Annotated in this window: 16 protein-coding genes; 3 read left to right on the forward strand and 13 right to left on the reverse strand. The window is 40.6% G+C overall.

Going from position 1 to position 14,386, the window contains the following annotated elements:
• Nucleotides 1-47: 47 nt before the first annotated feature.
• The 8 genes from BN988_RS15210 to BN988_RS15245 all read right to left on the reverse strand — a co-directional run bounded on the left by BN988_RS15210 (nt 48) and on the right by BN988_RS15245 (nt 7,991).
• Nucleotides 48-773 (reverse strand): GTP pyrophosphokinase, encoded by a 726-nt coding sequence (locus tag BN988_RS15210; RefSeq protein WP_036577796.1) that lies wholly within the window; start codon nt 771-773, stop codon nt 48-50.
• Nucleotides 774-794: 21 nt separating this feature from the next.
• On the reverse strand, nt 795-1,406 hold the full coding sequence (locus tag BN988_RS15215; protein WP_036577798.1) for a TetR/AcrR family transcriptional regulator: 612 nt from the start codon (nt 1,404-1,406) through the stop codon (nt 795-797).
• Nucleotides 1,407-1,514: 108 nt separating this feature from the next.
• On the reverse strand, nt 1,515-1,802 hold the full coding sequence (locus BN988_RS15220) for a hypothetical protein (RefSeq protein WP_036577800.1): 288 nt from the start codon (nt 1,800-1,802) through the stop codon (nt 1,515-1,517).
• 88 nt (nt 1,803-1,890) lie between these two features.
• The gene (locus BN988_RS15225) at nt 1,891-2,934 is read right to left on the reverse strand and encodes a Gfo/Idh/MocA family protein (protein ID WP_036577802.1); all 1,044 of its coding nucleotides are present in this window, start codon (nt 2,932-2,934) and stop codon (nt 1,891-1,893) included.
• 10 nt (nt 2,935-2,944) lie between these two features.
• The gene (locus BN988_RS15230) at nt 2,945-3,928 is read right to left on the reverse strand and encodes an ABC transporter permease (protein ID WP_231495258.1); all 984 of its coding nucleotides are present in this window, start codon (nt 3,926-3,928) and stop codon (nt 2,945-2,947) included.
• On the reverse strand, nt 3,891-5,435 hold the full coding sequence (locus BN988_RS15235; RefSeq protein WP_036577804.1) for a sugar ABC transporter ATP-binding protein: 1,545 nt from the start codon (nt 5,433-5,435) through the stop codon (nt 3,891-3,893). Before BN988_RS15235 ends, BN988_RS15230 begins: the two co-directional genes overlap by 38 nt.
• Nucleotides 5,436-6,021: 586 nt before the next feature.
• Nucleotides 6,022-6,996, reverse strand: a complete 975-nt coding sequence (locus BN988_RS15240; RefSeq protein WP_036577806.1) for a substrate-binding domain-containing protein — start codon at nt 6,994-6,996, stop codon at nt 6,022-6,024.
• A 128-nt stretch (nt 6,997-7,124) separates the two neighbouring features.
• A complete protein-coding gene (locus BN988_RS15245) occupies nt 7,125-7,991 on the reverse strand; it encodes a LacI family DNA-binding transcriptional regulator (protein WP_036577808.1) in 867 nt (288 codons plus the stop codon).
• Between the two features lie 192 nt (nt 7,992-8,183).
• Between BN988_RS15245 and BN988_RS15250 the strand changes: the two genes are divergently transcribed.
• On the forward strand, nt 8,184-9,152 hold the full coding sequence (locus BN988_RS15250) for a sugar phosphate isomerase/epimerase family protein (RefSeq protein WP_036577810.1): 969 nt from the start codon (nt 8,184-8,186) through the stop codon (nt 9,150-9,152).
• A gap of 297 nt (nt 9,153-9,449) precedes the next feature.
• Here BN988_RS15250 and arsC read toward each other — a convergent pair whose 3' ends face one another.
• The 4 genes from arsC to BN988_RS15270 all read right to left on the reverse strand — a co-directional run bounded on the left by arsC (nt 9,450) and on the right by BN988_RS15270 (nt 12,853).
• Entirely contained in the window at nt 9,450-9,869 is a 420-nt protein-coding gene (arsC, locus tag BN988_RS15255; RefSeq protein WP_036577811.1) for an arsenate reductase (thioredoxin), read from the reverse strand.
• A gap of 12 nt (nt 9,870-9,881) precedes the next feature.
• Nucleotides 9,882-11,177 carry an arsenic transporter gene (locus tag BN988_RS15260; RefSeq protein ID WP_036577812.1) on the reverse strand — a complete coding sequence of 432 codons (1,296 nt, stop codon included), beginning with the start codon at nt 11,175-11,177 and terminating at the stop codon, nt 9,882-9,884.
• 11 nt (nt 11,178-11,188) lie between these two features.
• Entirely contained in the window at nt 11,189-11,530 is a 342-nt protein-coding gene (locus BN988_RS15265) for an ArsR/SmtB family transcription factor (RefSeq protein ID WP_036577814.1), read from the reverse strand.
• Between the two features lie 90 nt (nt 11,531-11,620).
• Nucleotides 11,621-12,853, reverse strand: coding sequence for a hemolysin family protein (locus tag BN988_RS15270; protein WP_036577815.1), 1,233 nt, complete (start codon nt 12,851-12,853; stop codon nt 11,621-11,623).
• A 154-nt stretch (nt 12,854-13,007) separates the two neighbouring features.
• Between BN988_RS15270 and BN988_RS18725 the strand changes: the two genes are divergently transcribed.
• Together BN988_RS18725 and BN988_RS15275 are read left to right on the forward strand one after the other, a co-directional pair.
• Complete coding sequence (locus BN988_RS18725) at nt 13,008-13,127, forward strand: DUF4023 domain-containing protein (protein ID WP_081779477.1); 120 nt, start codon at nt 13,008-13,010, stop codon at nt 13,125-13,127.
• Nucleotides 13,128-13,137: 10 nt separating this feature from the next.
• Nucleotides 13,138-13,332 carry an H-type small acid-soluble spore protein gene (locus BN988_RS15275; RefSeq protein ID WP_036577816.1) on the forward strand — a complete coding sequence of 65 codons (195 nt, stop codon included), beginning with the start codon at nt 13,138-13,140 and terminating at the stop codon, nt 13,330-13,332.
• A 47-nt stretch (nt 13,333-13,379) separates the two neighbouring features.
• On the opposite strand, the gene BN988_RS15280 is transcribed toward BN988_RS15275, so the two are convergent.
• Entirely contained in the window at nt 13,380-14,123 is a 744-nt protein-coding gene (locus BN988_RS15280; RefSeq protein ID WP_036577817.1) for a hypothetical protein, read from the reverse strand.
• Between the last annotated feature and the right edge of the window lie 263 nt (nt 14,124-14,386).

Below are 14,386 nucleotides of genomic sequence, written 5' to 3' on the forward strand. Positions count from 1 at the left end.
TTATCAAAGAAAAGCATGGCAGGAAGCCATGCTTTTCTTTGATTTATTTATTCTTTTTCTAGGAAATCTTCTGGCAAGGCAAAACGCTCATTAAGCAGCATGAGCTCCAGTGGATTTTCCTTTTCTTCATTATTATCTTCTTTTATCTGGGCCATTTTGCGGTGAATCTCTTCCATTTTACGATCCAGCTTCGTCGCAGAGTCTGCGGCTTCCTTCAGCTCTTCCGTTAGATGTGCTGGAACCTCTTTATTATATTTATAATAGATCTTATGCTCCAGGCTAGCCCAAAAGTCCATGGCAATCGTTCGAATTTGAATTTCGACATACATATGTTCTTCACGATCGGACATAAAAATGGGAACCTGCAAAATGAGGTGAAGACTCTGATACCCATTTGGCTTCGGGTTTTTAATATAGTCCTTACATTCAATCACTGTAATATCTTTTTGACGTTGAAGCATGTCACTTATTTCATAGATATCTGATATGAAGGAACATGTTATTCGTATGCCCGCGATATCACGAACATTCTCTCTAATAGCAGGGAGTGACAACTCATACCCTTTCTTTTTAACTTTCTTCAATATACTCTCAGGTGCTTTCAACCGAGAATTCACATGCTCAATTGGATTATACTCATGGATATAATGAAACTCTTGTTTAAGAATATCAATTTTAGTATTCATTTCATGTAAAGCAAATTTATAAGACATCATAAATCTAGTTAATTCTACTTTTAGTGTTTTAAGATTATTCACAGTTCCAGCGACCATTTTAAACTTCCTCTCGCGATGTCATTTGCAAAGCCCTTTTTGCAGTAGGGACAGTTCTATTTTATAATTCTCTATTGCCTGCTCGTCAGAAAGATTTCGTGAGAATTTCTCCATGATATTTCGCATTGTAACAGCTATTATAATTTGCATAACGTGTACAAGCTCATCTTCAGATCTCGTATTTAAAGCAGACATTTTAATATAAGGTCTAAGGCCATCTATCATTTCGTTACTATCCCCATAACTGAACATCTCTGCAAGCGATTGTTCCACTTTATGCGTCATATTAAGAAAGGCATGCCTTAGAAATTGGAGATTCTCTTGTGCTGGAATTTCTTGTAATAGGATGGCATACATTTCGGTCATTGTTTGAAATATATCTCCACCATGCTTCTCTAGAAGTGAAAAAAAGGTACGTCTGCGTTTCTGTGCTTGTGTATTCAACAGAAAAAAGAACACATCCTCTTTCCCCTCAAAGTACTGATAAAAGCTTCCACGCGGTATTCCAGCCTGCTTTACAATATTCGCAATAGAGGCTTCATAAACTGGTACTCGGGAAAATTCCTGCTCTGCAGCAGCAACTAGTTTTTGTTTCTTTTCTTCAGCAAGATTATAAAAAGTTAAGGTTGGCATACAATCCGCTCCAAATGTGACAATGTGTCACTTCAATATATCTCCATAATAAATGACACCAAATCATAATTCAATACATTATGACTTGGTGTCATTTATTAGACACAATTATGCTTGGCAATGTAAGCGGTAAGCTTCAACAAATGCCATAGGAGATTCCTTTACCGTATAGGAATAGACGCCCTGTGATGTGTGTAAATATAAAAGACCACCACCGTCATTGCCTATTTCACGGTAGGAAACGTCTAAAATATCTTTCATCAAAAACTCTCTGTTTTGCGTAGTAATCTTCTCATCAAATAACGTTAGGACACGCTCATGCTCGATGTCAATTTGCTCTATGCTCGTTACCTTCCGTTCCATTTTAAAATAAGGCTGTTTTGCTAAAAGGTTCATACAAACCCTCCATTCCCCTACATCTTACTATCTCATAGAACAGAGGGCAAAAGAAAAGCGGAGGGTGCGAAATGTGTACTCGCTTCTCTTAAGATGGGTTTACCGTGATAACACGACCAGTTTCTGCTGCTTGAAGCATTCCTAGTACTACTTTTAACGACCCTAGGGCGTCCCGGCCAGAAGCAATTGGTTTTTCACCCGTTGTTACGCACCGGATAAACGCGTCAATAACACCCGTATTGGTTTGGTTATCATTCGTTTGAATTGTTTCTAGCTGATAATTAATTTTCTCTCCAGTGCTTTTAATCACTTCTAATTGGTATTCGGGGTGGTGATAAATCTTCAAAATACCTGCTTCACAATAAAGAACAGTACTGTTATCTTCCTCTCCATAATAGGACCAGGAGAAGGATGCCGAGCCGAGACAACCGTTTTTTGTTTGCATACTGGCCACGACATTATCACAGACTTCAATTGGCTTACCCTGTTCATCCACTTTATTAAGCGCTCCTTGAAAAGCACTAATCTTTGTAATCTCGTCTTCCAGAAGGTAATGAATTAAATCGAGCTTGTGAATTCCCAAATCACCTGCCACTCCAAATCCGGAACGTTCTTTTTTAAAAAACCATGTAGAATTTGATTTATTCACTCCCCAGTGTTCCGGCCCTTTATGGCCAAAGGTCGTTCTAAAGGTTAGAACCTTACCTAACTCCCCACCTCGAATAATCTCTCTTGCTTTTTGGTGTGCACGAGTAAAGCGTTGATTATGATCCACCATCAATACCTTGCCTGATTTCTTCTCTGCTTCCAAGATCTCTTGTGCGTCCTTTACAGTTAGAGAAATGGGTTTTTCACAAAGTACATGCTTTCCAGATAATAAAGCCTTCGTTGAGAAAATATGATGGTTTTCATTAGAGGAACAATCACTGATCACCTTAATTGTGGGGTCTTCTATCAAGTCATTAATTGATCTCGCCACAGAGCCATTAAACATGGAAGCAAGGCGTTCAGATCGCTCGGGATTTCGGTCATAAAACACGATTTCCGAAATCTGCTTATTTGCTTTATATTCTGGTGCGTGGCGCAATTTTGCAATCGATCCACACCCAATAATTCCTGCTTTCATTTTCATCGCCCCTCTACTACTCGCGTTTTTGAAATACTACCGCTACGATGATGATCAAGCCTTTAACAAAGCCTTGCAGGTGGGGGGATACATTCATTAAGTTCATCATATTATTTAAGATACCTAGGATAAGAACACCGAAAAATGTTCCAATAATCTTCCCTCTTCCACCAGTCATTCTTGTTCCACCAATAATAACCGCAGCAATGGCATCTAGTTCGTAGGACGCTCCCGAACTTGAGGAGGAAATGGAATTGAGGCGAGAGGTTTCAATTGTAGCTGCAACACTAACCAAAAGCCCTGTTAAACTATATACCCCTATTTTCACTCTATCTACCCGAATTCCCGATAACATGGCTGCTTTTTCATTACTTCCAATTGCATAAACGTATCGTCCAAATCTGGTTTTATGCATAAGCAAATAGACAAACACTGTCATGATAATAAAAATAATAATCGGGTAATCAATCATAAGAAATTCACTATTGGCAATCGCACTAAAGCCAGACACTTCCCCTGAGATACTTCCCCCATTAGCAATGTACAAGGCAATTGACCTGGCAGCTGCCATCATACCAAGAGTGGCAATAAAGGAAGCTATCCTTCCCTTTGCGACCATTAATCCGTTAAGAAGCCCTGCAAAGGAACCGACAATAAAAGCTGTCAAAACAGCTGCAATAATACTACCCGTTGCATTTAATGCTATAACAGCAATGACACCGACCAACGCAAGCACAGATCCTACCGATAGGTCGATCCCTCCAGATAGCATGACAACCGTCATTCCAAGTGCAATGATCCCAATAATGGAAACTTGCATAAGGATGTTCATCTGATTGTTAATATCGAGAAACCTTGGACTCATAAAAGATGCTGCAATAAAAATAATTAAAAAGGCTATAATGACGCTGTACTCAGACCACAGCCAAGATAGCTTATCTTTCCAAACCGAACGCTCTTGTCTATTGTTTTGCTGTGGCTGCATTTCTGTATTTCCCACCTTTTCCACCCTCCCTTTTCGATCCCGTTGCATAGCTCATAATCAGATCCTCTGTCGCCTTATCACCATTGATACTAGCAGTAATTTCTCCTTGATACATGACGTGGATATAATGGCAAACCTTCATTATTTCTGGTGCTTCAGAAGAAAGAATAATAATTGCTTTTCCCTCTGCAGCAAGGTCAATAATATGCTGGTAGACCTCTCTTTTCGCACCAACATCAATCCCCTGTGTTGGATTATCAAAGATTAGAACATCTGGTCCTACTTCCAGCCACTTCGCAATGACGACTTTTTGTTGATTTCCCCCACTTAATTTATCTATCGAAACAGTTGGATCGTGAAGTTTTATATTTAATTTATCGCGGTAATAAGAAAACCTGCTTTTTTCTCTCTTTTCTTGAATAAAACCAGCCTGTTCAAAGTGGCTCATGGAGGAGAGCGTTAGATTATGGATAACATTTAAATCTTTAATAATCGCATTTTCTTTACGATCTTTCGGCACAAGGCCAAGCCCCGCTTTTAAAGCATGTTTAGGATGATTTATTTTCACTTGCTTGCCATTCACCTTTATTTCGCCAGTCGATTTTCTTCTATAGCCAAATAACGTTTCAATAAGCTCTGTTCTCCCATCGCCCGCAAGACCCGTAAAACCGACTATTTCTCCCTTCCTTACGCCAAAGTTAATATCACGAAATTCACCTTCGCAGCCTAAATCCTTTACCTCGAGTATTGTATCCCCAAAGGAATGCTCCTGCACAAATCGCTCTTCTGAAACGGATCTACCAACCATCATGTTTGTAATTTGATCTAACTCTGTTTCCTTTAAGCTCCCCGTTGCGACCCACTCCCCATCCCGCAGGACAGTATATCTATCACAGATCGCTTTAATTTCCTTTAACTTATGGGAAATGTAAATAATGGAGACACCTGTCTCCCGGAGTTTTGTCATGAAATTGAATAACCGTTCCACTTCATGCTCTGCAAGGGCTGTCGTTGGTTCGTCCATGATAATAATGCGGGATCTGTGTAAAAGCGCGCGCGCAATTTCAATAAGCTGTTTGTAGGACGTATCTAAATTACGAACGTATTCCTTTGGGTCAAGCCTTACGCCCAAATTTGCTAAAATGTCCTCGGTCTGTCGGCACATCTCCTCTACTTTTAGAATGCCTAGCTTGTTACGTAGCTCTGAACCTAGGAACATGTTTTCATAGATTCGTAAATCGCCAACGACATTTAATTCCTGGTGAATAAAACTGATTCCAAGTTGCTGAGATACTTTTGGTGTCGTAATGGCAACTTTTTCTCCATCCACTGTAATGAATCCTTTATCAGCTAAATGCACCCCGCCGAGTATATTCATTAAGGTAGACTTCCCAGCGCCATTTTCTCCAAGCAGTGCATGAATTTCCCCTTTTTTCACTTGTAACGAGACCTTTTTCAATACAGGGATCCTGTTAAACGATTTTTCAATATCCTTCATTTCTACAATCCAATCATTCGACATAACTATCCCCCTTTATTAAACAAAAGCGTAGAGCACCGGTTAAAAACGTAGCAACTGGAGTGAACCAACTGAAATAAAGGAATCACGGTGAGCTTGCGAACCGATGATGACTTATTGTAGGGCGATTCACGAAGTAGCCTAGTTTTTGGTGCTCGAAGCTAGACGATCAAAAGCGTAGAGCACCGTATTAAAGAACGCCGACTAAACACGACCCTTCCTAGGTCAACGTCGGCATGACCTGGGTCCTCCAGGCCCACGTAGCAACTGGAGTGAACCAACTGAAATAAAGGAATCATGCCCCTGCAAAAGGGGTATGTCGGCGTTGGCCGCAAAGGCCGGTATTAGTCGACCTACCTTAATTATCGAACCGATGATGACTTTCACCCTACGGGTATAAGTGCGACTAAGCCTCTGGTTAGCACCAATCGGCAAGTCTTCTTTATTGCAGGGCGATTCACGAAGTAGCCTAGTTTTTGGTGCTCAAAGCTAGACGATCAAAAGCTTAGATTAAACCAATCTACCCAGCCTGGGCCAAATGAGTTAAAGGAAACACAATGTTGTAACATTGTGCTTCCCCACCATTTAATTAGAATTTAGAGTCAGGATCATATTGTTCTTCTACATTGTCTTTAATGATTTCTGTTGCTTCCATAATAACCATTGTTTCCTCTGGCTCTTCTCCCTTAGCCAGCTCTGCTGCAATTTTCACACCTTCTCGAACCATTGTTGGTGAATAAAGGAAGGTTGCCGAAATAAGGCCATCATCTTTAATACTTTCGAATACTTCTTTCGCTCCCCCTGCACCTGTCACAAATTGAATATCCTCACGTCCGGCTTCTTTAATTGCTTGCACTACCCCTAATGCCATTCCATCATCTTGCGTAAACACGGCATCAATTTCCGGTTGTGCTTGCAAAATGTTTTGCATTACTTCTAAAGAAGTCTCAGTTGAAAAGTCTCCACTTTGAGATGCAATGATCTCCATGCCGTCTGTGCCCTCTATAGCCTCTTTGAAGCCAGCACCACGTTGCTCTGTAACAGAGCTAGGAGGCCCGGTAATTTCGACTATCTTTCCTTTTCCGCCTAACTTATCAATGAAGTACTCCCCAGCATTTACACCAATTCCTTCGTTATCCCCTTTTACGACTACTGTAGCTGCATCATTTTCCAGCTCACGATCGACGATTACTAATGGGATACCAGCATCTTTTACTTTTTGCCCTACTGGCGACAGTGCTGCAGATTCAATAGGAAGCATAACAATTACATCTACATCCTGTGATATCAGATCATCCACATCATTTGCCTGAGAGTTAGGATCCGCTGCATTCGTCATAATATAGTTAATACCTTCTGCCTCTTGTATCTCCTTCGCCTGACTTTCGGCATTATCAATTAACGCCCCCATCCAACCATGGGTTGCAGAAGGAAGGGATATCCCAATCGTTAGATCGCTATCTCCGCTATCTCCTCCACCTTCACTTTCCCCACTGCTCTCCTCTCCACAAGCAACTAAACCTATAACGAATAATGCCAACAAAAACAACCACAGCTTTCTCACACCAATCACCCCTTTTGTGTTTTTAAAATACTAGCCAAGCCATTGTAAACGTTTACATTTACTTATTCTAAGGCTAGCGCTCTACTATTAAAGCAGATGTTTAATAACAGAGCGCTAGTCTTAGGTAGTTATCCTGCTGTTGAGCCACGAATTACAAGTTCATGTTCTAATATGATGCTTTCGACCTGTTTTCCTTTTATCCGGTCAATGAGCATGCTTGCTGCAATCTTTCCCATCCTATACATTGGCTGGGAGATGGTTGTCAAAGTTGGATAGGTCATATTGGAAAAGTCAATTTTATCAAAACCCACAATGGCCATATCTTCTGGTACCTGTAATTGTTGGTTATTCACTTCCTTTAATGCTCCGATAGCCAACAAATCAGATACTGCAAAAACGGCTGTTGGCCTATCTTTCAGCTTTAGAATACTTTTCATTGCCTGCTGGCCATTATCAAATCCCAGTTCAGAAGCATGTAGGACATACTCTGGTCGGATTGGAATGTCATGCTTCACCAACGCATTTTGATAGCCCTGTCTCCGCTGCTGTGCATAAAGATAGGTTTCATCAGAGTTGATCATCGCAATGTTCCGGTGGCCAATTTGAATTAGATGATTTACCGCAGGGTCCATAGAGATAATACCATCAGCCATCTTGTTGCGGACAAGCTCAAAATAGATGTTCTCACGTTGTGGATTTGAATCTGTCTCGCAAAGTAAAATATTATAGTGAAGGCTAATTGCAGTTTGCTCAATTCCTTTAATTATTTCTGTGTAAAAAGGATTAGAGATTTGTGGGATAAGGATCAAAAGTATTCTGCTTTCAGAGTTTCGTAGATTTCTGCCCAGTACACTAGGTTCATAATTCAACTTGTTGATTGCTTCTTCAACCTTTAGCTTCGTCTTGTATGTAACGCTATTTTGCCCGTTTAACACACGTGATACTGTGGCGACAGATACGCCTGCTTCTTTTGCTACGTGGTGGATGTTCGTCATTATGGTGTCCCTCTTTTCAAATGCCGCCAATTGTAATCGTTTACAATTTTATAGTAATACAGTCCCAATTTTCTGTCAATATATTTTTTATATATATACAAAATGGTTGATTTATCATGTTGAATTATATATGTTTAGTAATGTAAAGGATTACAAAGTGAGTATACAAGACTAATAGAGGAGGTTGTTCAAATGAAATTAGGTGTTTTTACAGTATTATTCTCCGATAAGTCATTTGATGACATGTTAGACTACGTTTCTTCCAAAGGATTGGAAGCGGTAGAGTTAGGAACAGGTGGTTACCCTGGTGATGCACACTGTAAGGTTGATGAACTACTCAACGATGAACAGAAATTATCCGAGTTCAAACAAAAAGTGGAATCACGTGGGTTAATGATTAGTGCCTTAAGCTGTCACGGAAACCCTCTTCATCCTCAAAAGAAAATTGCAGAACCCGCAGATGAAATATTGGAAAAAACGATTATCCTTGCTGAGAAGCTTGGTGTACCGGTTGTAAATACCTTCTCTGGATGCCCAGGAGACCATGAAGGTGCCCTCTATCCAAACTGGCCAGTGACACCATGGCCACACGACTTCCAAGAGGTACTAAAATGGCAATGGGAAGAAAAGCTTATTCCGTACTGGAAGGAAAAAAATGATTTTGCAGAAAAACATGGGGTTAAGATTGGACTTGAGTTACATGGTGGCTTCTCTGTACATACTCCTGCAACCATGTTGAAACTTCGGGAAGCGTGTGGGCCGGCAATTGGTGCCAACCTTGATCCTAGCCATATGTGGTGGCAAGGCATTGATCCCGTTGAATCGATTAAAATTCTTGGCCGTGAAAATGCGATTCATCATTTCCATGCGAAGGATACGATCATTGACCAGGCCAACATGAACCGAAATGGACTTACTGATATGACCGACTATTCCCAAATGCGTGATCGAGCGTGGTATTTTAGAAGTGTCGGATTTGGTCATGACACGAAAACATGGGCCGATATTGTGAGCACCCTACGTTTAATGAATTATGATTATGTAGTTAGCATTGAACACGAAGATGGCCTCATGTCAGTAGACGAAGGCTTCACGAAAGCAGTAGAAAACCTCAAGCCAGTCATGGTTAAAGAATCCATGGGCGACATGTGGTGGGCATAGAGCAACATTACTCACTAAAAGAAAGACCGGGACAAGAGAGGTTAGAAACTCAAACCTGGGAACGCCCATACAGCCTTCGAATACGATTCCCCTTCCTACACGTTGGGGATTGGTTTAAATACGCTATATAGCGGAGGAAAATACGCAGACTCCAGTGGGAACAGCACGAGTCCGAAGACCCCCTCAGAAGCGTCCTTTGCTTCTGAGGAGGCTGAGGCCGTGCCCACGGAAAGCGTAGTATTTATCCGTAGCGAAAATTAGACACTTACCATAACTGTTCCAGTCTCTCTTAAATCTTTACTTCCCCGTCTCGGCAAATTGCTTGATTCTTTCACCTATTTGATCTCTAACACGTTGAAAGACTTGCCACTTCTCTTCCTCTGTTCCTTCTGCTTTTGCTGGATCATCAAATCCCCAGTGTTCTCTACGGACTTGGGGTGGTGTTACCGGGCATTTATCTGCCGCATCGCCGCATAACGTTACAGCCAGGTCTGCATTGTTTAAAATTTCCGGATCAATTATGTCAGAGGTCTGGTCAGAGATGTCGATGGCGATCTCCTTCATTGCCTGAACCGCTTTAGGATTTAAACCATGTGCTTCAATCCCTGCACTCTTCACTTCCCATTCATCACCAAGTAATTTTTTTGCCCAGCCTTCTGCCATTTGGCTACGACATGAGTTCCCAGTACACAAAAAATAAATAATTTTTTTAGCCATCTGCTTTTCCTCCTATAGTAAAGTTAACGTTAGATATAAACCTATAAGTGTAATAAATAAAATTGGGATCGTAAGAATAATCCCTGTCTTGAAGTATGTACCCCATGATATTTTAATTCCCTTTTGTGAGAGAACATGGAGCCATAGCAAAGTCGCAAGCGAACCAATTGGCGTGATTTTAGGTCCTAGATCTGATCCAATCACATTCGCGTAAATTAGCGCTTCTCTGATTACTCCTGTTGTATCTGTTTCCGCAATTGCAATAGCATCGATCATTACAGTCGGCATATTATTCATAACCGAGGAAAGAATGGCTGCAATGAACCCCATCGCTACTGTTGCGAAAAATAATCCCTGCTCCGCGCTCTTTTGGATCACAACGGCTAAGATGTCCGTAAGCCCTGCATTTCGTAGACCAAAGACCACCACATACATTCCAATAGAGAAAAAGACAATCGCCCAAGGTGCTCCTTTAATTACAGCAAGGGTATTAACAGCCTTGCTTGACTTAGCCATGAATAAAAAGAAAATGGCTACCACACCAGCTACAATCGAAACGGGCAGCTGAATGGACTCACTAATAAAATAACCAACAAGTAAGATTCCAAGTACATACCAGGAAAGACGGAACATTTTCTTATCCTTAATAGCATCTGCCGGTTTCATTAACTGCGTGACATCGTAGGTTGCAGGAATATTTTTTCTGAAATATAGAAATAGAACTAGAATGGTTGCTCCTAGGGAGAAGAAGTTCGGTATGATCATTCGAGAAGCATATTCGACAAATCCAATATTAAAGAAATCCGCTGACACAATGTTCACCAAATTACTTACCACTAGGGGCAAAGAGGTCGTATCTGCAATAAACCCGCTTGCCATAATAAAAGGAAAAATCATTTTTTCTTTAAACTTTAAATTTCGCACCATAGCAAGCACAATAGGCGTGAGGATTAATGCTGCGCCATCATTTGCGAACAAGGCCGCAACGATTGCTCCAAGAATACTAACATAGATAAACATTCTTACCCCATTACCCTTTGCCGCCTTGGCCATATGTAGTGCTGCCCATTCAAAAAACCCGATTTCATCAAGCACCAATGATATAAGGATAATGGCTACGAAGGCAAGTGTAGCATTCCATACAATACCGGTTACTTCGGCTACATCATGGAAGTCCACAACCCCCACCAATAAAGCAAGTACCGCACCGGAACAAGCTGACCAGCCAATGGATAATCCTTTTGGTTGCCAAATGACAAAGATTAAGGTTACCAGGAAAATGAGTAACGCTAAGATGACAGATAACAATATATTTCCCCCTAACAACAATTTATTCTTGTTCCGTTCTCCTCAAGCTCCTTTAAACGATAACTTTGATCAGGAAGCTGTTCCAATAATGGCGCAAGAAAAGTATAATACGCATTCGATTTATTCAACGAATAGAAAATCCATTGTCCTTTTCGTTCTTCCTTCACAAGACCAACGTCTCGAATCTTCCGTAAATGCTGGCTAATTGATGGTTGACTCACTTGAAAGATTTCCACAAACTCACACACACAGCAGGTATGTTCATCCAACAGCTTTAACATCGTAAGTCGGGTTCTATCCCCGAGCAGTTTAAAGATCACTGCGGCTTGCTCCATCTCTACGCTTCCCACCATTCTCTACCACCTCTTTTGCATAAGTATATAACTATATGCTTATATATGCAATACAAAAAACATGCTACTACATAGCAGCATGCCTGTTGCTTATCTAATTCCCTTTTCGGGTTCCTTCAAAATTTGGACACGTTTTAAGGTTCGGTCATCTGTCCGCAAAATGGTAAAGGTTAATCCAGCAGCTGTAAGCGTTTCCCCTTCTTCAGGAAAATAATTAAACTCCTTAATTAAATAGCCAGCAAGCACATCTTCCTCTTCAGGAATATTCGTATGAAAAATAGTATTTAAACGGTGGAGCGGTATTTTTCCATGACACACGATTTCCTTATCTGATACTTTTTCCACCAGGGCTTCACTCACGACATCTGTCTCATCTTCAATTTCAAGCCCAATTAACACTTCGATGATATCCTCATGCGTGATAATCCCTTCTGTCCCCCCATACTCATCTAACACCACAGCCATATGCTTTTTCTCTTGAATCATTTTGCGGAAAACATATTCAATTGAATGGAATTCAAACACGATGAGTGGGTCCATATCACTAAAGGATTCCAGTGTTTGGTCAGGGTCTATCGACCAGGACAATAAATACTTCGAGTGAAACACCCCTATAATATTATCCACATCTTCTTCATAAATAGGATATCGTGTGAAAGGGTTCTGGATCGCCACATCCCGCGCTTCTTCAAAGGTAGCATCATTTGGCAAGCCAACAATATCGACTCTAGGGGTTTTTAACGCATCCTTTACATTTAAATTATTGAACTCTAGAACCCCTTTAATTCGATGAGATTCATCCTGCTTAAAGATCCCTTCTGTACGGGCAATATCCACCATTGCTCGTATTTCTTCCTTCGATACAGACGCCTCTTTATCCTGTCCTTTAGATAGAATCCTTATAATAAAGCCAGTAATCGAATTTAATAGGAATGTTAACGGTTTAAAAATCAAGATAACAAACCGAATAACTGGATAGACGAGGTAGGAAATGCGATCAGGAAACGTTGCCGCAACCGATTTAGGAATAACTTCTGCAAAGATAATAATTACGACTGTTAGGATAGCAGAAGCCAAGCCAACGCTAAATCCATACTCTAGCGCAACCATGGTAACCAAGGTTGGCAGCAGTATATTTGAAATATTATTTCCAATTAGAATAGCGGTTATAAATTGCTCAGGCTTTGAAACGATATCGAGTAATTTTTTGGATTTTTTATCTTCCTTAGACTGTAATCTCATTTTATTCGTTGCAGTTAAGGCTGTTTCACTACCGGAAAAGAAAAAAGATGTAAGTATTAAAATGATTATAGCGATAATCACTTGGTAAATTCCTCCTTGGATGAATGCACTTCTTCATATTATCCATATAATAAAGTATTACCCTCCACTTGAAAAGGAAAACGAAAATCCTCACATGATTTAGTCACCACTGGTTAAATTAATAAAGGGGACATTTTCTTCAGGAGGGGATTAAATGGAGAGTACAAATGAATTCGTTAAAAAGTTTAATGAAACAAAGCAAAAGGATATACAAAATAAAAAGCGCCAAGGGTTTAATGACCCGGCCAAAAAGCTTCCAAACAAGCGGCATTAAGGAGCCACCTATGGAAAAACAACGCGTAAGGGAAATCCTAGAAGCTCCGAATTTAATTCAAGTTGATTACGCTGGGATACCGGTTTATATCCAGTCAGTTGCAGAAGATAACGGCACCGCTACTGTCTTTCCCCTTGATGAGATGGACCATGAACAGATGGTAGAAATCAGCAGACTAACGGAAACCGTTCCAGAAAAACATTAGTAGGGAAACCGCCCCGTCCATGTACTGCACATCGACGGGGAATTTCCCTACTTTTTATTTTGCCTTCGATCCATTTTAAAGTGTGCTATCTGATTTTCTGATCCGGTGAAGAGGTTTGTAATATATGTGGTGGTTAGACGATAATTCTCTTCAATCTTTTCTGCCAAATGACTAGTACGTTCGAACAAGGTAGAACGAACATGGTCAAGCTGCCTCGCCAATTTTTCCGTTAGGGCTTCTTGGTTTTCCAGACTTGCCATGACAGCTTTCTGATGCTCCTCCTGATTCGTTAGCTTTGTTTCGATTTTTTCCTGCCAATCAGATTGTTCCTGCAAACTAGCCCGTAGATCCTTATCCTCTTGTTCCCGAGACGTTATATGATCCGTCATATCTGACTGCGCCAATTGTAGATGGTTCACTTTTCCGGAAAGCTCCTTATTCATTCTTTGTGTTTCTTCTAGTAGCTTTTCCATTCTTGTATGCTTTGCCTCCATTTGTTCCAAAAGGCGAATCATTTCAGCATCACGTCTGTCTTGCATTAAATTATTTTGTTGCAATGCGTTTAACTCCGTTAGCATTTCCCGCCATTGCCCAGCATTCTTTCCTTCTTGTCTATAAAAATGCTGCTTCATTTTTACTTGCGTCTGGTGAAGCGACTCGTTTACTTTCTTTTGTTCCATTATCATTTCAGCGACATTATTTTTTATATAGATCCCTTGGTTCGGCTCTTTTAATGGTTCCTTGTTTTTAAACAAGTTTCGATGCTTGTTTCGATCCATATATAGCCCCATACCTGTCATCCTTTCTGGGTTCTTTCCATATAGAATATGCAAGGACATGGATGATGGGACAGTAGTTAGAAATTTGATACACTAGTAGAGGCTGCTCAAAAATCCGGTAAAAAAGACACATCGAATTTCTTTGTTGGCTTGCTTTTCCGTTCCTCACGTATTAAAGGAGGTAATGAACTTCTGTTAAAATCGTCCACGTCCTGTGGACAACACAGAAGTCACCACATCCTGTGAAAGCCCGGTACTCAAAGCTACACCGCCTC

The organism is Oceanobacillus picturae (assembly GCF_000612865.1).
Classification (GTDB): domain Bacteria; phylum Bacillota; class Bacilli; order Bacillales; family Amphibacillaceae; genus Oceanobacillus_B; species Oceanobacillus_B jordanicus.

Excerpts from the sequence above, each read along its gene's own strand:
- BN988_RS15210 (WP_036577796.1), bottom strand. The coding sequence starts at position 773 with ATGGTCGCTGGAACTGTGAATAATCTTAAAACACTAAAAGTAGAATTA.
- BN988_RS15215 (WP_036577798.1), bottom strand. The coding sequence starts at position 1,406 with ATGCCAACCTTAACTTTTTATAATCTTGCTGAAGAAAAGAAACAAAAA.
- BN988_RS15220 (WP_036577800.1), bottom strand. The coding sequence starts at position 1,802 with ATGAACCTTTTAGCAAAACAGCCTTATTTTAAAATGGAACGGAAGGTA.
- BN988_RS15225 (WP_036577802.1), bottom strand. The coding sequence starts at position 2,934 with ATGAAAATGAAAGCAGGAATTATTGGGTGTGGATCGATTGCAAAATTG.
- BN988_RS15235 (WP_036577804.1), bottom strand. The coding sequence starts at position 5,435 with ATGTCGAATGATTGGATTGTAGAAATGAAGGATATTGAAAAATCGTTT.
- BN988_RS15245 (WP_036577808.1), bottom strand. The coding sequence starts at position 7,991 with ATGACGAACATCCACCACGTAGCAAAAGAAGCAGGCGTATCTGTCGCC.
- BN988_RS15250 (WP_036577810.1), top strand. The coding sequence starts at position 8,184 with ATGAAATTAGGTGTTTTTACAGTATTATTCTCCGATAAGTCATTTGAT.
- arsC (WP_036577811.1), bottom strand. The coding sequence starts at position 9,869 with ATGGCTAAAAAAATTATTTATTTTTTGTGTACTGGGAACTCATGTCGT.
- BN988_RS15265 (WP_036577814.1), bottom strand. The coding sequence starts at position 11,530 with ATGGTGGGAAGCGTAGAGATGGAGCAAGCCGCAGTGATCTTTAAACTG.
- BN988_RS18725 (WP_081779477.1), top strand. The coding sequence starts at position 13,008 with ATGGAGAGTACAAATGAATTCGTTAAAAAGTTTAATGAAACAAAGCAA.
- BN988_RS15275 (WP_036577816.1), top strand. The coding sequence starts at position 13,138 with ATGGAAAAACAACGCGTAAGGGAAATCCTAGAAGCTCCGAATTTAATT.
- BN988_RS15280 (WP_036577817.1), bottom strand. The coding sequence starts at position 14,123 with ATGGGGCTATATATGGATCGAAACAAGCATCGAAACTTGTTTAAAAAC.